The sequence below is a fragment of the Rhizobium sp. BK212 genome, from assembly GCF_014197475.1.
GTDB lineage: Bacteria > Pseudomonadota > Alphaproteobacteria > Rhizobiales > Rhizobiaceae > Rhizobium > Rhizobium anhuiense.
Genome location: NZ_JACIFS010000003.1, coordinates 233,673 through 251,901 on the forward strand (window position 1 = coordinate 233,673; position 18,229 = coordinate 251,901).

The 18,229-nt window shown below is 61.2% G+C and carries 20 protein-coding genes; 2 read left to right on the forward strand and 18 right to left on the reverse strand.

The window, feature by feature from the left end:
* Positions 1–6 precede the first annotated feature (6 nt).
* The 7 genes from FHT79_RS11090 to FHT79_RS11120 all read right to left on the reverse strand — a co-directional run bounded on the left by FHT79_RS11090 (position 7) and on the right by FHT79_RS11120 (position 5,746).
* Complete coding sequence (locus FHT79_RS11090) at positions 7–480, reverse strand: GNAT family N-acetyltransferase (RefSeq protein WP_183903363.1); 474 nt, start codon at positions 478–480, stop codon at positions 7–9.
* 74 nt (positions 481–554) lie between these two features.
* Positions 555–1,394: an acyl-CoA thioester hydrolase/BAAT C-terminal domain-containing protein gene (locus tag FHT79_RS11095; protein ID WP_183903364.1), complete on the reverse strand. Its 840-nt coding sequence runs from the start codon at positions 1,392–1,394 to the stop codon at positions 555–557.
* A 101-nt stretch (positions 1,395–1,495) separates the two neighbouring features.
* Complete coding sequence (locus FHT79_RS11100) at positions 1,496–2,776, reverse strand: multidrug effflux MFS transporter (RefSeq protein WP_168332988.1); 1,281 nt, start codon at positions 2,774–2,776, stop codon at positions 1,496–1,498.
* A gap of 35 nt (positions 2,777–2,811) precedes the next feature.
* Complete coding sequence (locus FHT79_RS11105) at positions 2,812–4,017, reverse strand: multidrug effflux MFS transporter (RefSeq protein ID WP_097594370.1); 1,206 nt, start codon at positions 4,015–4,017, stop codon at positions 2,812–2,814.
* Positions 4,018–4,154: 137 nt separating this feature from the next.
* Positions 4,155–4,490 (reverse strand): Grx4 family monothiol glutaredoxin, encoded by a 336-nt coding sequence (gene grxD / locus FHT79_RS11110; RefSeq protein ID WP_097594371.1) that lies wholly within the window; start codon positions 4,488–4,490, stop codon positions 4,155–4,157.
* 144 nt (positions 4,491–4,634) lie between these two features.
* Complete coding sequence (locus tag FHT79_RS11115) at positions 4,635–5,456, reverse strand: c-type cytochrome (RefSeq protein WP_097594372.1); 822 nt, start codon at positions 5,454–5,456, stop codon at positions 4,635–4,637.
* Between the two features lie 59 nt (positions 5,457–5,515).
* On the reverse strand, positions 5,516–5,746 hold the full coding sequence (locus FHT79_RS11120) for a hypothetical protein (RefSeq protein WP_168332990.1): 231 nt from the start codon (positions 5,744–5,746) through the stop codon (positions 5,516–5,518).
* A gap of 165 nt (positions 5,747–5,911) precedes the next feature.
* Between FHT79_RS11120 and FHT79_RS11125 the strand changes: the two genes are divergently transcribed.
* On the forward strand, positions 5,912–7,102 hold the full coding sequence (locus FHT79_RS11125) for a hypothetical protein (RefSeq protein ID WP_183903365.1): 1,191 nt from the start codon (positions 5,912–5,914) through the stop codon (positions 7,100–7,102).
* Between the two features lie 35 nt (positions 7,103–7,137).
* Here FHT79_RS11125 and FHT79_RS11130 read toward each other — a convergent pair whose 3' ends face one another.
* From FHT79_RS11130 to FHT79_RS11145, 4 genes are all read right to left on the reverse strand, one after another.
* Entirely contained in the window at positions 7,138–7,371 is a 234-nt protein-coding gene (locus tag FHT79_RS11130) for a BolA family transcriptional regulator (RefSeq protein ID WP_003579540.1), read from the reverse strand.
* A gap of 19 nt (positions 7,372–7,390) precedes the next feature.
* Positions 7,391–9,622, reverse strand: a complete 2,232-nt coding sequence (purL, locus tag FHT79_RS11135) for a phosphoribosylformylglycinamidine synthase subunit PurL (RefSeq protein ID WP_028758061.1) — start codon at positions 9,620–9,622, stop codon at positions 7,391–7,393.
* Positions 9,623–9,743: 121 nt separating this feature from the next.
* A complete protein-coding gene (locus FHT79_RS11140) occupies positions 9,744–10,319 on the reverse strand; it encodes an acyloxyacyl hydrolase (protein ID WP_028758060.1) in 576 nt (191 codons plus the stop codon).
* Positions 10,320–10,441: 122 nt separating this feature from the next.
* Positions 10,442–11,860, reverse strand: a complete 1,419-nt coding sequence (locus tag FHT79_RS11145; RefSeq protein WP_028758059.1) for a PLP-dependent aminotransferase family protein — start codon at positions 11,858–11,860, stop codon at positions 10,442–10,444.
* An 81-nt stretch (positions 11,861–11,941) separates the two neighbouring features.
* On the opposite strand from FHT79_RS11145, the gene FHT79_RS11150 reads away from it, so the two are divergent.
* The gene (locus FHT79_RS11150; RefSeq protein WP_028758058.1) at positions 11,942–12,199 is read left to right on the forward strand and encodes a DUF1127 domain-containing protein; all 258 of its coding nucleotides are present in this window, start codon (positions 11,942–11,944) and stop codon (positions 12,197–12,199) included.
* A 45-nt stretch (positions 12,200–12,244) separates the two neighbouring features.
* Here the strand turns inward: FHT79_RS11150 and FHT79_RS11155 are convergent, their stop codons facing one another.
* The 7 genes from FHT79_RS11155 to FHT79_RS11185 form a co-directional block, all read right to left on the reverse strand.
* Positions 12,245–12,637 (reverse strand): hypothetical protein, encoded by a 393-nt coding sequence (locus tag FHT79_RS11155; RefSeq protein WP_028758057.1) that lies wholly within the window; start codon positions 12,635–12,637, stop codon positions 12,245–12,247.
* Between the two features lie 84 nt (positions 12,638–12,721).
* Positions 12,722–13,393 carry a phosphoribosylformylglycinamidine synthase subunit PurQ gene (gene purQ, locus FHT79_RS11160; protein WP_028758346.1) on the reverse strand — a complete coding sequence of 224 codons (672 nt, stop codon included), beginning with the start codon at positions 13,391–13,393 and terminating at the stop codon, positions 12,722–12,724.
* The gene (locus FHT79_RS11165) at positions 13,390–13,944 is read right to left on the reverse strand and encodes an RNA 2'-phosphotransferase (RefSeq protein WP_028758347.1); all 555 of its coding nucleotides are present in this window, start codon (positions 13,942–13,944) and stop codon (positions 13,390–13,392) included. The genes purQ and FHT79_RS11165 overlap by 4 nt, the downstream gene beginning before the upstream one ends.
* Positions 13,945–13,988: 44 nt before the next feature.
* The gene (purS, locus tag FHT79_RS11170) at positions 13,989–14,231 is read right to left on the reverse strand and encodes a phosphoribosylformylglycinamidine synthase subunit PurS (RefSeq protein ID WP_012757626.1); all 243 of its coding nucleotides are present in this window, start codon (positions 14,229–14,231) and stop codon (positions 13,989–13,991) included.
* Between the two features lie 15 nt (positions 14,232–14,246).
* Positions 14,247–15,011, reverse strand: coding sequence for a phosphoribosylaminoimidazolesuccinocarboxamide synthase (gene purC / locus FHT79_RS11175; RefSeq protein WP_003568927.1), 765 nt, complete (start codon positions 15,009–15,011; stop codon positions 14,247–14,249).
* Positions 15,012–15,261: 250 nt separating this feature from the next.
* Positions 15,262–17,559 (reverse strand): EAL domain-containing protein, encoded by a 2,298-nt coding sequence (locus tag FHT79_RS11180; RefSeq protein ID WP_028758348.1) that lies wholly within the window; start codon positions 17,557–17,559, stop codon positions 15,262–15,264.
* 92 nt (positions 17,560–17,651) lie between these two features.
* Positions 17,652–18,209, reverse strand: a complete 558-nt coding sequence (locus FHT79_RS11185) for an alpha/beta hydrolase (RefSeq protein ID WP_028758349.1) — start codon at positions 18,207–18,209, stop codon at positions 17,652–17,654.
* Between the last annotated feature and the right edge of the window lie 20 nt (positions 18,210–18,229).

Consider the following 18,229-nt stretch of genomic DNA (forward strand, 5'->3'; position numbering starts at 1 on the left):
CGCCTGTTATCCGTAGAACTTTTCCATGAGAAAGTTTCCCAGGCTTTGCCCACGTTTCTCGACGATTTGCTTCGTTATGACGCGGAAGCCTTTTCGCGCAAAAAACGGCCGGGCAGTTCGGCTGGCTTCGGTATAAATTCGGCTGAACCCCAGTTTCAGAGCTTCGTCCTCGATCCTACTCAACAGCCGGCTTGCTATTCCAAGCCCTTGAAATTCGGGATGCACAAACATCATGTCCAGGCACCCGTCGCCGGTCAGGTCGGAAAACTCAACAGGCTGTCCGTCAAATTCTGCGATCCAGGCAGGCCTGCTTATCCTTCGCTCTGCCCATAGTCCGCGATCTTCCACCTTTGCCCAAGCCTGGATCTGTGCGGGTGAGTAGTCTTTCGACGAGACCTCTCGAATCGCACGCAGAAAAATTTCAATCGTCGCGTCCACGTCGCCGGGCGCGTAAGACCTGATCAGAATTCGGTCGTCCATAGAGGATGCCCTTCGCGCACTGCAGCACCAATCCGATGGCTTGAACCATCGATCAAATGACTACTGCTATCCCGTTATAGGGCAGCGAGAATGTACTCCCACGCCAGTCGTCCCAATTTGGCGTCGGCTGTCTCACTTCCACCGTGAGCACGCAGCGATGATCGGGGAGTCGTTTCACCCGGCAGCAAAATGCGATGGCCCGCATCTTCTCCCAACACAAGCTGGGTGAGTAGGCCCGAAGCTGCGCGCCGGCGAACAATTGCTGCGGCAAATTCGTCTGACGGCCAAAGCGCATCATCACCTCCTGCCACAAGCAGAATTTCGGCAGTTGTTTTCTCCAAAGGGATAGTTGCTAGTTCGATCTCAGACTCGTGCACTTGAAGACATCGTTCGAACAGGCCCCGGTAGGCAACGAGCCCGTCTCGGTATTCCTGCACCCATTCAGGGTCGGACGATACAAAGGGAAGCGGTGTCCCTCGCAACGTCCAGGATGAGCGTTCCGGCCAGCTGATGCCGTCAAGCCCCGGACCAATATTTCCCCATACGACCGAAGAAGGGCTCATTGCGATGACGGCGCTGATGCGTGGATCATGTACCGCCGTGAGCAGCGCGGCTTCGGCGCCTTTCGATGTCCCCACCAAGACGATACGTCTGCAGCCGAGCTCCATCAAATAATCGGTGGCGGCGAAGAAGATTTCCAGCGGCACCTCGCAAATACCTGGCACCTGGCCTTCGCCGCCGAACCACCGAAGCGCGATTACCGTTGCCCCTTGGCTGGCAAACAACCTGGCACGGGCCACATCGACCCGACCACTGGAGCCGCCGAGTACCACAACGCCAGTGGCGGTATTTGTTTTGGTTTGAAATATCCCACCCTGCAATGGCGGGGGGAGATGTTGATATTCTACATCCAAAACTGAGCTCCTTGTTCCAAGGGCATCCAGATTTAGGAACGTGCCGAGTTTGTTATTTAAATGCAATGCCGCCGGGACCGAACCACCCAGCAGCTCGCATTTCAAAAGTGGGCCGCACCCGGATCGAGCTGCAGGCTGTCGCCGGGGTGGGTGAAGAGCTTGCCGTTCTCCGCCCAAAGGGTGGCTGCGATCGTCACCGCGCCGAAGAGCGCGAAGCCGCCGAAGAGCGGCTGCACCGTGCCGTTGAACATCTGACCGACCAGGCCGCCGAGGATGGCGCCGAAGGTCGTCGAGACGAAACCGGTGATGGCGGTGGCCGTGCCCGCGAGATTGCCCATCGGCTCGAGGCTGATGGCGGTGAAATTGGTGGCGATCAGGGCAAACATCATCAGCACGATGGTGAAGATGCCGTAGGCGATGGCGAAATCCGGCTTGCCGGCCAGCGAATAGAAGAAGCCGACAGCCGACAGTGCCGTGAAAATCAGCAGGGCGGCGTGCGAGATGCGGCGCATGCCGAATTTGCGCACGAAGAAGCCGTTGGCGAAATTGGCGACGGCGATGCCGCCTGCGGTGGCCGCAAAGGCGATCGGCAACCAGTCGCCAAGGCCATAGACTTCACCGAAGACCTGCTGCACCGAGATCACATAGGCGCTGATGACGCCGGTGAACATGGTGAGGCCGATCATGTAGCCGCAGGTGATACGGTTCGTGAGCACGGTCTTGAAGCCATCCCCGACAGAGGCAACCGACAGCGGCAGCCGCTCTTCCGGCGGCAGCGATTCCTTCAACCGCAGAAGAGCCCAGACGAACAGGATGGCGGCGATGATGCCGAGCAGGATGAAGATCCAGTGCCAGTTGGCATAGCGGATGATGAGCTGGCCGACGGAGGGCGCAACGATCGGCACGATCATGAAGACGATCATGACATAAGACATGACGCGCGCCATTTCGCGGCCGCCGAAGCAGTCGCGGACGATGGCCATGGTGGTGATGCGCACGGCCGCACCGCCGATGCCCTGGACGAAACGCATGACGAGCAGCATTTCGAAACTGCCGGTCGCTGCGGCGGCAAACATTCCGACAATATAGCAGGCCAGGCCGCCGAGCAGGATGTTGCGGCGGCCGAACGTATCCGAAAGGCTGCCGAAGAATATCTGTGAGACGCCGAAGCCTAAGAAGAACACGCCGATGATCAGCTGCGCGTCGTTGGTATTGGTGACGCCGAGGGAATGGCCGATATTGGGCAATGCCGGCAGCATGCTGTCGATCGCCATGGCGACGCTGGCGGTCATGATGGCGATGGTGACGACGAATTCGCCAAAGCCCATGCCGATGCGGCGAGAGCCCTGGTTTTCCTGGTGCGGTTTATGCGGCGGCGTCATGTGGTGAAATCCCGGATGCGAATGAGGCCGGCCGTTCAGACGGCTGGGTTCTGCGATTGGAAGAGGCGGCCCTTCTCGGCGATCAGCACGAAGACCAGGCCGACGATCGACACGGCGAAATAACCGGCGACCATCGGCAGTGCCGTGCCGTCGAAGGCCTGGCCGATGCCGGCGCCGATGATGGCGCCGCCGACCGTACTCATGAAGCCGAGGACGGAGGAGGCGGTGCCGGCGACGTGGCCGAGCGGTTCCATGGCGAGCGAATTGAAGTTCGAGCCGATCCAGCCAAACTGGAACATGGCAAGGCCGAAGAAGGAGATGAACAGGGCAAACGGCATCGGCTCGGTGCTGGCCATCTGGACGATCAGCCAGATGGTGTTGATGGCAATGAAGCCGAGCAGCGATCCGTGCGACAGTCGGCGCATGCCGAGCTTGCCGACGAAGCGGGAATTGAAGAAGGACGACAAAGACATGAAGATCGCCACGCCGGCGAAGGCGAAGGGAAAATAGACGCCGAGATCGTAGATGCCGACATAGACCTGCTGGGCGGAATTGATGAAGCCGAACAGCGCGCCGAAGATGAAGGTGCTGGCGATGGTGTAGCAGAGCGCCACGCGATTGGTCAGCACCAGCTTGAAGGCGCCGAAGATCGAGCGGGCGGTAAAGGGGCGGACATTGCCGGGATGCAGGGTTTCCGGCAGACGGAGATAGGCCCAGACGGCGATAGCAGTCGCCATCGCGGCGATGAACAGGAAGATCAGGTGCCAGTTACCGAAGAACATGACGATCTGACCGGTGCCGGGCGCAATCACTGGCACGATCATGAAAACCATCATGATCAGCGACATGACTTCGGCCATCTGCCGGCCGCCATAGATATCGCGAACGATGGAGACGGTGATGACGCGGGTTGCGGCGGAGCCGACGCCCTGGATGAAGCGCAGGGCGAGCAAGCCAGCAAAGGACGGAACGAAGACGATACTGATGGCGGACAGGATATAGATGACGAGGCCGATCAGAAGCGGCGTGCGGCGGCCGAAACGGTCGGAGAGCGGACCGTAAAACAACTGGGCGCAGCCGAAGCCGAGCAGGTAGGTGGAGACGACGAACTGACGATGATTTTCGCTCTCGACGCCGAGGCTCGCGCCGATCTGCTGCAAGGCCGGCAGCATGATATCGATCGCCAGCGAATTGACGGCCATCAGGAAGGCAGCAAGCGCGATGAATTCTCGCTTGCCCATGGGCAGGCGGCCCGCGGACACGGCTTGTGATGAATCTGTCACAATGAAATTCCCATAAACAGGTCAAGGCGCTGCTAGCGGCAGCGCCTCGAACTCAAGAAACAGATTTGGAAACCGGGCGGACGTCCGGTGACCGGTCAGGCGGCGCCGCGCACGGTGATGCCGTTTTCCTGGAAGTGCTGCTGCAGCTCACCAGCCTGGAACATTTCCCGGACGATGTCACAGCCGCCGACGAATTCGCCCTTTATGTAAAGCTGCGGGATTGTCGGCCAGTTGGAGTATTCCTTGATGCCCTGGCGGATTTCCGAATCGGCGAGCACGTTGACGCCCTTGTAGTCGACGCCGATGTAATCGAGAATCTGCACGACCTGCCCGGAGAAACCGCACTGCGGAAACTGCGGCGTGCCCTTCATGAAGAGGACGACGTCGTTGCTCTTGATTTCGTTGTCGATGAATTCGTGAATGCCGCTCATAGGACCTGATCCTTTCAACAGGCGGGTTAAAGGCCCGCCGTTTCAATCGTTGCCTTTAGATAGCATGCGACGGCAGGAATTCCAGCCGCCCGAACCAAAAAAATACCAATTCGCGCAGGCCGTTGCCGGGTTGTTGCCGTCGCTTTACGGTCGATTGGCGAGATAGGTCTGAATCTGTTCGATTTCGACATCGGTGAAATGGCTGAAATCCCATTGGGAAACCTGTGTCATCACGCCGAGATCGCGGTTGCCGACACTCTTGCCGGTGCGCAGCAGCGTCCTGAAATCGGCAGCCGAATAGGATTGCGCCAGGGGCTTAAGCGCCGGCGCCAGGAAGGCTTCCGACTGCTTTGCCGTATCGAGATTATGACAGTGGCTGCAAGCGGTCCTGAAGGCGTATTCGCCGATATCGGCCGGACGCGTCGCGGCAGGGGTGCCCACGGCAGGCACCAGATCAGCCTCGAAGGGGATCTTGTGGAGCGCCAGGCCGATTCGCCCGAGCGGTCCCCATTGAGTCGTTCCGGCCACCGCATCGGGAAGCTGCTTCAAACTGCGCATCCACGCAATGATCGCCGCCATATCGTCATCGGTGATATTGGCGAAGTTGCTTGCCGGCATGATGAAGGCGCCGGTACCGTCCTTCTTGACGCCATGGCGGATGAGGCGCACGAGTTCGGCATCGCTGTACATGGGCACGAAGCGGGTCAGGTTCGGCGCGACGATGCGGCCGACGCCCGGCTCGTCGATGAGCACGTTGCCGGCATCGTGATGACAGCCGCCACACATCAGCGTGCGCGCGCGGCGTTCGGTTTCCTCGGCAGGCAGCGTCGTCTTGACGGTGAAATCGGCAACCGCGACGTCGTAGGTCCTGGAAAGGCGCATCTCCGACAGGGCGTAGACGCCGGCAGCCGCGATGAGACAGATCGCGACGACGGCCGCAAGAATGATTTTCAACATGCGCATCATCGGTTTATGCCCTCAAGAGCGCCGCTATTCGTCCGAAACCGCTCACATTTGATCGTGCCTTAGCTGCGTCGCTGGCGGCTGCGGCCAGCGGCGGTGCGGCGCTTGCTGACCTGTTTGCGGGCGGGCTTAGCCTTGGCCGAGGTCGTCTTGCGCGCAACCTTCGTCGTCGCGGCGGGTCGTGTCTTACGCCTCCTGCGCTTCGTCGTGACGCGGCCGGTGGTCTTTTTCAGGATCTCCTTCAGCACGCTGTCGACGACGCCTGATATCAATTCTTTGACTAGGTCGGCCACAAAACCCCTCCGTTCGTGATGGAAACGACATGGACGCTATTGAATTCCGGAAGAGTTCGGTTAGCAAGACGGCTTCGAGACCATAGCTGCTTTTTTGCCCCTAATCAGCGGCGCAGCAGCCGGATCGCAGCAACATGCCGGCCATTCGCCGGCCGGAAGAGTGGAATGAAACTGATCGAGAAGCGGATCGTCCTGCATTTTACGGGCTTCGAGCCGCTCGACGGCGTTGCCCATAGGGCACGCTACGAGCGTTCGGCCAGGCAGAGTGCCGCCGTTTGGGGCTATTCGCTTGAAACGGGTGCGCCGGAGGCGGGAAGTGATCCCCTCAGTTTCGTGGTCACGACGGGCGGACGGGATGCCGGCAAAGCGGCTGATGGGGAAGGGACCGGTTTCCCCGGCTGGCAGACGAAGAGCCGGATCCACATGGTCGATCACGATACGCTGGTAAGCAGGCTGCGCGGGGGCAACACGCTGACCCAGATTATGGCAGGTTTCCGAAGCTGCGCCGAGATCATGCTCGAAGGCGGGATGCGGGGATATTTTCGCCACGCCTGGCGCTTCGGTCTGTTCTTCCTCTTCCCGTTCCTGCTGACCGCGCTCGCGATCGCGCTGACGGCGCAGATCGCCATCATGCCCTATGGTCTCGGCTTTTCGCCGTGGCACATGCTCTGGAGCGGACCGCTGGCGCTTTGTTTCTTCATCTTCGCCTTCCTGCCGTTTTCCGAACGTTTCCATACGCTGCATCTCTTCGCCGATTGGGTAATGGCCGTGGCGCTCGGCCGCATGGACCGGACAGATTTCAACGACTGGCTGGAAGACCGGGCCGCTGCCGTGCGCAAGGCGCTTGACGAAGAGGCGGACGAATATGTGATCTCCTCGCACAGCATGGGATCGAGTGTTGCCGCCCATGTCATCGGCATATTGCTGGAACGGGAGCCGGAGATCTTCAAAGGCAAGCGGGTGGTGTTTGCCACACTCGGCAGCGCCATCCTGCAATGCGCGCTGCTATCGTCGGCGACGCAGCTGCGCGCCCGCGTCGGGTTGATCGCGCGCTGTCCCGAGATTTCCTGGCTCGACGTGCAGTGCCTGACGGATTCGATCAATTTCTACAAGGTGCCGGTCGTCGCCGTTTCCGGCCATGCGGATGCACCTCCGGCGAAGATGATCCTGATCCGCGTCAAGCAGATGCTGACGCCCGAGCACTATCGCAAGATCCGCAAGGACCAGCTGCGCGTCCACCGGCAATATGTGCTGGGGCCTGATCTGCAGGCGTCCTTCGATTTCACGCTTTTGACATCGGGGCCAATGCCGGCCTCGGTCTTTGCCGATCCCGACGAAAAGAGAATGCCCGGCTGAGGGCCGGGCACCGTTTATCCGGATCGCGTCGGGCTCTATTCCGGTGCGGAGGTCTGCAGCGCCAACGCGTGCAGTATGCCGCCCATATTGCCCTTCAGCGCCTCGTAGACCATCTGGTGCTGCTGCACGCGGCTCTTGCCGCGAAAGGCTTCGGCGACGACTTCGGCGGCGTAATGATCGCCGTCGCCCGCCAGATCGCGGATCGTCACCTTGGCACCGGGAATCCCAGCCTTGATCATGTCTTCGATATCGCCGGGTTTCATGGCCATGATCGTTACTCCTTGCGCATCATTCCGCAGCCAGTTCGCCGCGGCCTTCCATGAAATCAGGGAACCACGATTCATGGGCATCGCGCAATTGCTGAATCGGCAGCGAGATGAGATCGCCGACGATGAGCGCCGTTCCTCCGACCGTGCCGAGACGGCGGAAGGGGACGCCGGCGCCTTCGGCATTGGCGCAAACGAAATTTGCGACGTCCGCAGGCACTGTCAGCACGTAGCGCGCCTGATCCTCGCCGAAGAGCAGCGCATGCGGCGCGCCCTTGGCTTCACCGAGATCGATGACGAGACCCTTGCCTGAGGCCATCGCCATTTCGGCGAGCGCCACGGCAAGACCGCCGGAAGAAATGTCGTGGCAGGCGGTCGCCTGGCCGTTGCGGATGACGGAGCGGACGAAATCGCCATTGCGGCGCTCGGCGAACAGATCCACCTCCGGCGCCGGACCTTCGCGGCTGGCAAGCACGTCTCTGACATAGACGGACTGGCCGAGATGGCTGCCGTCGACGCCGATCATGATCACCTTGTCGCCGTCGTTGGCGGTGCCGATGCGGGCCATCTGGCTCCAATCCGGCAACAGGCCGACGCCTGCGATCGTCGGGGTGGGCAGGATGGCGACGCCGTTGGTCTCGTTGTAGAGCGAGACGTTGCCGGAGACGATCGGGAAATCGAGTGCACGGCAGGCTTCGCCGATGCCCTTCACTGCCTCGACGAACTGGCCCATGATCTCGGGCTTTTCAGGATTGCCGAAATTGAGATTGTCGGTGGCGGCGAGCGGCTCGGCGCCTGTCGCGGTGATGTTGCGCCAGCATTCGGCGACCGCCTGCTTGCCGCCTTCGAAGGGATCGGCTTCGACATAACGCGGGGTGACGTCGGAGGAGAAGGCGAGCGCCTTGCTCGGATGGCCGTCGACGCGCACGACGCCGGCATCGCCGCCCGGAAGCTGCAGCGAATTGCCCTGGATGAGCGTGTCATATTGTTCATACACCCAGCGGCGGCTCGACTGGTTGGCGGAACCGACGAGCTGCAGCAGCGCCTGGCCGTAATCCTGAGGTGCCGCGACGAGATTGGCGGGCAGGGGAGCCTGCTTGCCGGATTCGCGCCAGGGGCGATCATATTCCGGCGCCTGGTCGCCGAGATCCTTGATCGGCAGGTTGGCGACTTCCTCACCCTGGTGCATGACGCGGAAGCGCAGGTCGTCGGTTGTCTTGCCGACGATGGCGAAATCGAGGCCCCACTTGACGAAGATCGCCTTGGCTTCCTCTTCCTTCTCCGGCTGCAGCACCATGAGCATGCGCTCCTGGCTTTCCGACAGCATCATTTCGTAGGCCGTCATCCTTTCTTCGCGAACCGGCACCTTGTCGAGCTCGAGCAGGATGCCGAGATCGCCCTTGGCGCCCATTTCGACGGCCGAGCAGGTGAGGCCGGCCGCACCCATGTCCTGGATGGCGATGACGGCGCCGGTCTTCATCAATTCCAGGCAGGCTTCCAGCAGGCACTTTTCGGTGAAGGGGTCGCCGACCTGAACGGTCGGGCGCTTCTCCTCGATCGATTCGTCGAATTCGGCCGAGGCCATCGTCGCGCCGCCGACGCCGTCGCGGCCGGTCTTGGCGCCGAGATAGACGACAGGCAAGCCGACGCCCTTGGCTTCAGACAGGAAGATGGCGTTGGATTTCGCAATGCCGGCGGCAAAGGCGTTGACGAGGATGTTGCCGTTGTAGCGGGCGTCGAACTCAACTTCACCGCCAACCGTCGGAACGCCGAAGGAATTGCCGTAGCCGCCGACGCCGGAGACGACGCCGGAGACGAGATGACGGGTCTTGGGATGATCCGGCTCGCCGAAGCGCAACGCGTTCATCGCGGCGATCGGGCGTGCCCCCATGGTGAAGACATCACGCAGGATGCCGCCGACGCCGGTCGCCGCACCTTGATAAGGCTCGATATAGGAGGGGTGGTTGTGGCTCTCCATCTTGAAGACGACGCAATCGCCGTCATCGATGTCGACGACGCCGGCGTTTTCGCCCGGACCCTGGATGACGCGCGGCCCCTTGGTCGGCAGCGTGCGCAGCCATTTCTTCGAGGATTTGTAGGAGCAGTGCTCGTTCCACATGGCCGAGAAGATGCCGAGCTCGGTGAAGGTCGGTTCGCGGCCGATCAGATCCAGAATACGCTGGTACTCGTCCGGCTTCAGGCCATGGCCTGCAATGAGTTCCGGCGTGATCGGGATGGTGTTTGGAATGGTCATGAGCGGAAAGTCCCTGGCGCGTTTTGCGCTGTCTTTAGCTTATGTAGCGGCCGCGCGCGACAGAAAAAAGCCCACCGTCAACAGAGGGCGGGCAGGCTTTCTTCACAAAGGCGGCAACCACTCAGAACTTATAGCCGATCTGCAGGCCGGCGCGGGTCATGCCGTCGTTCGGGCCGTCGCAGAGATTGGCATGCGAGGAGTGGGCAATCTGGGCCATCACGTTCCAATTGCGGGTGAAACGGTAGCCGGCGCCCAGATATTCGTGGAAGAGGACGCGACAGCCGAGTTCCGGACCGTCACTGTCGCCCTCGAGATCGCCGGTATGGATGACGCCGCCGAATCCGGCTTCGGTAAAGAGCTTTTCGTTGAAATCGACCGTCCAGGTGAAGCCGGTGAAGAATTGGGTGGCCTCGCCTGACGTGCCGATCGACGTGCTGAGATGGATACGGGGATGCAGCAGCTGTTGCCAGCCGACCGCCGCGTCGTAGCCGAAGGGATCGAAGAGAGCGGTAATCTCCGGAAAGACGCCGTCTTCCCTGGAATGGCCCGATTGTACCGAGGTCGAGACGCCGAAGCGCAATTCATCGAATATCTGCTCGCCGGCCGTTGCCGAGCCCGCAACCGAGAGGGCGGTTACCGCTGTCACTGATGCCATGCCCAAAAAACGCAACGCGATCCTGCCGAAATCGAGCCTCATTTGCTGTCCTTTGATTCGCGTCAGACGGGAACAACAAAGAGGTAACATGGAGGTCGAGTCGCTAAAGCACCTCGAAGAAGCTTCGGCGTTTTTTCCGATTTATGGCGTCTATTTGCAACACGTCATATTTCACCGTCATAGGCGGAGCCGCCATTTTCCAGCAGGCGGCGCAGGATCATCAAGCCCGAAATGAGTTCCTGCCCTGTCTTCGGCGAGGAAAAACCGATGCGGACGCGGTGATAGGTTTTCTCGCCGCGGGCTGCTTTGAACTCATCCTCGTCGTCGACGAGCACGCCGTCGCGATAGGCGGCGTTCTTGAAGGTGCCGGACATCCAGGGTTCCGGCAGTTTCAGCCAGAGGAACGGCGCATGCGGGTGCGATTCGAAATCGAAGCCCTGCAACTGCTCGCGGACGAGCCGGACACGCCGGGAGAGTTCCTCGACACTTGCCTTGCGGATTTCGTGCGCCGTGCCGCTTTCGACGAGACGTGCGCAGGTCTCCGCCAGGATGAAGGGCAGGCCGCCGGTGATCATTCTGTGCGTCACCTTGATGCGCTGGGCAAAATGCGGCGGGCAGGCGACCCAGCCGCCGCGCACACCGGCGGCGACCGATTTCGACAGGCCGTTGACAAGAAAGGTGCGATCGGGCGCAATCGAGGCGAGCAGTGGCGTGTCGTCATCGGCCATGCCGCCGTAGAGATCGTCCTCGATCAGCCAGACGCCGTGCTTCCGAGCGATCGCAGCGATTGCCATCCGCCGCTCATAGGGCATGATCGCCAGCGTCGGATTGTGGACGGTCGGCATCAGGAAGGCGATCTTCGGATGCTGCTGCTGACAGAGCCGCTCGAAATCCTCGGGAATCACGCCGAGTTCATCGGAATCGACCGTCAGCGTGCGCCTGCCGAGCAGGCGAGCACTGCGGCTGACCTGCGTGTAGGTGAGGTCCTCGAAGACGATCTTGTCGCCCGGCGCCGAGACGGCCGAGATCACTGATATCGCCGCCGCATGGGCGCCGAGCGTCGGCACGACATTCTCGACCTCTGGCGTCCAGCCGCTGCGGGCAAGCCAGAGGCGGCCGGCCTCGAACCAGTTGCGCGGGAAACTCCGGGAATAGGAGGAAATTTCGGACAGATGCTGTTCGCCGATCTCGGCGAGGATGCCCGCTATGACCTTGCCCTGACCGAGATCGGGCGCGGCCGTCGTGTCAAAACGGATCTTGTTGGCAGGTGCATCCTGGACGCGGGTGCCGCCGAGCGAGACGGTCAGCGGATCGATCTGCTCGCCGGGCGGCGTTTCGGAGCGGTTCAGTACATAGGTGCCGCGCCCCACTTCGCCGGCGACCAGGCCCCGCTCATGCACCAGCGCATAGGCGCGGCCGATCGTGCCGATTGTCACGCCGATATCATAGGCAAGATTGCGCTGCGGCGGCAGCTTGCTGCCGGCGGGCAGGGCGCCGCTTGATATTGCGGATTCAATGCTGTCGGCGAGCCGGAGATAGACCGGCCCGGAACCGCGGGAAATATCGGGAAGCCAATTTGTCATGGTGACAATTGTATATATTGGCACATTGTATCGGTCAAGCGTATGAGTCAATTCCAACGACAAGCCGTGAGGATTCCTGGAATGTCTGCCTTACCCGAGATCAAAATGCCGATTGTACCGATTGTCTCCTATGAGGACAGGAGACAGATCATTCTCCCCGACGTGCCCGCTGAGGCGACGACGCGGCTCGGCCGGATCTGGGCGGCCACTCTTCTCTGGCATCAGAAGCGGGAAGGCCGGCGTGCGCTGAGAAACCTGACGGCGAACGAGCTCAAGGATATCGGCGTGTCGCAGTCCGATGCGGCGCGCGAAGTCAGCAAGTCGTTCTTCTGGGACTGAAGATGCTTTCCGAACGGATCATGCTTTCGGAACTGAACGGGGCGATCAGCTGCAGGCCTTGTTGCCTGCCGACCAGCGATTGACGTCGGCGGCGATGCGGCCGGCGACCGGCTCCTGCATCATCGGCCCGAAGGCCTGGAGACGCGAGGGGCTTCCCTCAGCCTGCACGACGAGCAGCGGCCGGCTTTCCGGGCTGCCCTTGTGGACGACCAGGATGCGCGGCCGGCCGGAAAAGGAATTGAGTTCCGGTGCGAGCTTATAGGCGGCAAAAGCCGGATCGCCCGACTTGAACCAGCAGGCATTGGCGCCGAGCGCCACGCGTTCCATCGTCGGCAGCGCGCCACGGTTCGGGCCTGTCGTCGGTGCCGGCGTCTGGCAGGCTGCGACCATGGCTGCGAGAGCGGTCAACAGGGCGGCGTTTGCGAGGCGAGGGCGCATCAATCTTGCTCCAGATCCGGACGGAAGGATTTTCGGGTGCATGCAGTTGCCCAAAACCGCTACGCGCGGGGCAACGTGCAGGTCTCAGGCGGCGATGACGTCGAGCGCCGAAGCAAAGAGGCCGCGGCCGTCCGAACCGCCATGGGCGGCTTCGATCAGGTTCTCTGGATGCGGCATCATGCCGAGCACGTTGCCCTTTTCGTTCATCACTGCGGCGATATCGTTGATCGAGCCGTTCGGATTGGTGCCCTCGGCATAACGGAATACCACCTGGCCATTGCCTTCGATCGCAGCCAGCGTCGCTTCGTCGGCGAAATAATTGCCGTCATGATGGGCGACCGGGCAGCGGATGACTTGGCCCTGCGCATAAGCGCGGGTGAAATCCGTCTCGGCATTGACGACTTCGAGCTTGATTTCGCGGCAGACGAATTTCAGCGAGGAATTGCGCATCAGCGCGCCGGGCAGCAGGCCGGCCTCGACGAGGATCTGGAAGCCGTTGCAGACGCCGAGCACCTTCACGCCCTTCGCAGCCTTGTCGATGATTGCCTGCATGACCGGCATGCGGGCAGCGATCGCGCCGCAGCGCAGGTAATCGCCATAAGAAAAGCCGCCGGGGATGACGATCAGGTCGACATCGGGGATCTCGGTTTCCGTCTGCCAGATCGTCACCGGCTGCTGGCCGGAGATTTTGGCCAAGGCTGCGATCATGTCGCGGTCGCGGTTGAGGCCCGGAAGTTGAACGACAGCTGATTTCATGGGGTCCCTGCGTCTGGCGAAAGATATTGAACTGGAACGCTTTCGGCGAGCCATACTCCATTGTCGGAGACAAAGAAAGAATGACCCTCTGAAAACATGCGGGCCGCGTCGACACGCAGGATGATGTATTCACCCTTGCGGCGCCTTGCGACGATTTTAGCCGTGTCGACATCTGCTGAGAGATGAACGTGGTGTCGCTGCATCTTCTTCAAGCCTTCGCGCTCGATCGACTGCCAGTTCGTCAGAGACGTGCCGTGAAATAGAGCGGCAGGCGGTTCAACCGGGTTCAATGCGAGATCGACGTCGACGCTATGACCCTGGTTTGCGCGAATTCTATTATCGGCGAGGGCGAAGCGCTTCTTCGGATTGTTTTCGACAATCTCGATAATATCGGCGCGGGAAACGTCGAATTTCGACGCCAACGCTTTTTCGAGCGCATCGAACGACACCCAACCCTCGCCATCAAGCGTCAAACCCGCGGCATCAGGCGCATGACGCAAAACATAGCTCATATATTTCGAGACTTCCGTCTCCAGCTTTGCTTTCATCATGACGCCAAATCCTCAAGGTCCGCCGGAAGACGGGTCTGTGATCGTCAGTCGATCGCGATTGCGTAGTTCTCGATCACCGTATTGGCGAGCAGCTTTTCGCACATTGCCTTGAGGTCGGCCTCGGCCTTGCCCTTGTCGGCGCCTTCCAGTTCCAGGTCGAAGACCTTGCCCTGTCTTACATGGCCGACGCCCGAGAAGCCGAGGGCGCCAAGCGCACCCTCGATAGCCTTGCCCTGCGGATCGAGAACGCCGTTTTTCAGCGTGACGGTGACACGAGCCTTGATCACTTTGTCTTTCCTGCCTTACTTGACGAGAACCGGGCCGGTGCCGCGCACAGGCTCGTTTTCATTGATGATGCCGAGACGGCGCGCAACTTCGGAATAGGCTTCGAGCAATCCGCCGAGGTCGCGGCGGAAACGATCCTTGTCCATCTTCTCGTGGGTCTCGATATCCCAGAGCCGGCAGCTGTCCGGCGAGATCTCGTCGGCGAGAATGATGCGCATCAGATCGCCTTCGAAGAGGCGGCCGCATTCGATCTTGAAGTCGACGAGCTGGATGCCGACGCCGAGGAACAGGCCGGTCATGAAGTCGTTGACCCGGATGGCAAGCGCCATGATGTCGTCGAGCTCGGCAGGATTGGCCCAGCCGAAGGCAGTGATGTGCTCTTCGGAGACCATCGGATCGTCGAGCGCGTCGGACTTGTAATAGAATTCGATGATCGAGCGCGGCAGCACGACGCCTTCGTCGATGCCGAGGCGCTTGGCGAGAGAACCGGCGGCGACGTTGCGCACGACGATCTCCAGCGGGATCATCTCCACTTCCTTGATCAGCTGCTCGCGCATGTTGAGCCGGCGGATGAAATGGGTGGGGATGCCGATCTTGTTCAGATGGCTGAAGATATATTCGGAAATGCGGTTGTTGAGGACGCCTTTGCCATCGATGACTTCGTGTTTCTTCTTGTTGAAGGCAGTGGCATCGTCTTTGAAGAACTGGATCAAAGTGCCCGGTTCCGGGCCTTCATACAGAATCTTTGCCTTGCCCTCGTAGATACGGCGGCGACGGTTCATCGTGGTCATTCTCTGTTGTTGGCGCTCTTGGGATAGCGCGAGTGGATCGATCTCGTGGCGTCCCCTTAAAGGAAAAGAGAGGGTTTCACAATCCGCCTGTCGCTCCTTCCATGGTTTCCGAATTTCCTGGCCCCGGTTTCCGATTTTACGGAATACCGCCAAGAGAATCGAATGAATTCGCAAGACGAGTCTAGCGCCTTTTCCTCTACGGTGGAATGAAGGCGAAATGGCGGGCCGCTTATGCAGGTGTTTATTTGGCGGCTCTGCTGCGCAGCGCGCGGCGAAGCTCAGTCTGCAAGGCGCGAGCGGCGATTTGCCCGTGGCGCCAGCTTCCGGCGCGGATGAAGGAGGGGATCTGCATGGCCGGCATCGGCCGGGCGAGCGCGTAGCCCTGCAGCGTGTCGCAGTCGAGTTCCTCGAGGATGCGGATGTGATCCGCCGTCTCGACGCCCTCGGCGATGACCAGGATATCAAGCGAGCGGCCGATATCGATGATCGAGCCGACGAGTTTGCGCTGCTCGGCCGATTGCGGCAGCATGCGGATCAGTTCGCGGTCGATCTTCAGCGTCTTGGGGCTTAGGCGCAACAGGCTGACGATCGAGGCATGGCCGGTGCCGAAATCGTCGATCTGGATGTCGATGCCGAGCTTGCGCAGCTTTTTCAGGTTGGCGGCTACCCCCTCGTCGCAATCGTCGAGCGAGATCGATTCCAGCAGTTCGAAGGAGATGGTGCCGGGCTCGATCTTCAGAGCGCGGAGCTTTTTGCCGAGATCGGGATCGGCGAGCCGCCTTGCGGAGACGTTGACCGATATCTTCGGAATCGACAACCCGTCCTTGATCCAGGCGCTGCGATCGGCCAGCGCGCGTTCCAGGATCAGCGCGTCGATGGTCGAGACGACGTCGAGATCCTCGGCGATATCGAGGAAGCGGTCGGGCGTCAGCAGCCCGTGCACCGGGTGCTGCCAGCGCGCTAGTGTTTCGACGCCGGTGACATCGAGCGTGCGGGCATCGAACTGCAGCTGATAGAAGGGCACGAATTCATTGCGTTCGAGGCCGATCAGTATCTCGTCGGCGAGGTGCTTGGCGGAGATGGTGTCGCGGCGGTCAGACGCCGAGAAGAATTCGAAACGGTTGCGGCCCAGGCCCTTGGCCCGATAGAGCGCGATATCGGCGTCGAGCAGCATCTGCTTGGCGTCGAGCGTCGGCCCGCTGTCGACGGTGATGCCGATGCTGGCGCCGAAACGGCAGTCGTGCCCTTCATATCTGACGGGTTTGCGCAATTCGCGGATGACACGTTCGGCAAGGCCGGCGATCTTCTTCGATGCTGGATCGACGGCGCAGAGGATGACAAACTCGTCGCCGCCGATGCGGGCGACGAAATCGGCGGTTCGGACGGAATTCCTCAGCACGTTTGCGGCATGCTGCAGCATGGCGTCGCCGGCCCGGTGGCCGAGCGTGTCGTTGATCTGCTTGAAGCGGTCGAGATCGATATGCAGGATCGCCAGTGCAAGGTCCTTGGCCCGGCATTCGGCCGAGCGCTCGCCCAGCATCTTGTCGAGGTAGCGGCGGTTCGGCAGGCCTGTAAGGTAATCGTGCAGCGCCAGATGCTCGATGCTCTCCTTGGCGGCTTCGAGCTCGCGGTTGCGCGCTTCCGCCAGATCCTTGGCGCGCTGCAGCTCGTTGCGGAGCGCGGCCTCTTCGGTAACATCCCAGTTGGCGCCGATCAGTTTGCGGTTGCCATTGCCGTCGATGAAGAAGGCCGAGCGGGCGCGGATGACGCGTTCGGCGCCGTCGCCGCGGATGATGCGGTATTCCTGCTGGAAATCACTTCCGCTTTCGACGCTGCGGTCGGACAAGCCAAGCACGCGTTCCCGGTCGTCGGGATGCAGGCTTTTCGCCCAGGCGTCGCCGCCGATCTGACGCGGGGCGCCCTGCAGACCGTAAATGGCAATGAGGCGCTCGTCCCATTCGACGGTATCATGTTCGATATCGGCTTCGAAGACGCCGATGCGGGAAACCTCCAGCGCCAGATCGAGCCGGCGCGACAAACGCGCCAGCGTCTCCTCGGCCTGCTTGCGGGCGGTGATATCGGTATCCGTGCCGACGATGCGCGTCGGCACGCCGCTCTCGTCCCATTCCACGCAGGCACCGCGGCACTCGATCCAGATCCAGTGGCCGTCCCTGTGGCGCTCGCGATATTCGAAGATCTGGTAGTTGGGATCGCCGGCGTTCTGCCGGTCGATGGCATGGATGACGAAATCGCGATCGTCGGGATGAACGAGCTGCAGCCAGGCGTCGTAATCGCCGGCGGCTTCCTCGTCGGGCGCCATGCCGCGCATGGTTTTCCACGTCTGCGAGTAATATTTCCGGTCGAGACGGTAGTTGTGATCCCATACGCCAAGGCCCGAGCCGACGAGCGCGTGGTTCCAGCGGCTTTCCCGCTCCGCCAGGTCGGAATCGTCGGCCGCCCCATTGCCTAAGCCTGCCTCAGCCGCTGCGGCTTCGCCATGCGGATCATCAGCCTCTGGAAGGGCTTTCTTCACGGGCATTCTCGCTTATTTCACCTCGGTGCAGTCTGCTGTCATTCCATTAAGAAAGACTTAGAAAGCACTTGCTCAACAAGCGAGAAGGCGGGTTTTCCTCACTCAGCGGAGAGCCGGCTGAGGAACTGGGCAAAGACCATGGTGCCTTCGGGCCAGGGACCGTGACCGGAATCGGCATTGATGTGACCGGACTCGCCGGCATCGACGAGGAAGGAGCCCCAGCTGCTGGCGATATCGTCGGCATGGTCGTAACTGCCGAACGGGTCGTTGCGGCTGGCGACCGTGATCGACGGGAAGGGCAGCGGATCGCGCGGATAGGGGCCGAAGGTCATCAGATGCTTCGGGCGGATGTCGGGATTGGCGACATCGGGCGGAGCAACGAGGAACGCGCCCGCCACCCGGTTGCGGAAATGCGGGATGGCGTGGATCACCGAGGGCACGCCCAGCGAATGGGCGACGAGAATGACCGGGCGGGTCGAGGCGTTCACCTCCTCGGCGATGCGGGCGATCCAGTCCTCGCGGACCGGCTTCGTCCATTCGACCTGTTCGACACGGCGCGCCGTGCTGAGCTTTGCCTCCCAGCGGCTCTGCCAGTGGCTCGGGCCCGAGTTGGTGTAGCCGGGGATGATGAGGATATCTGCGTCTGAGGCTTTCATAGTGCCGCCGATGTGAGAAA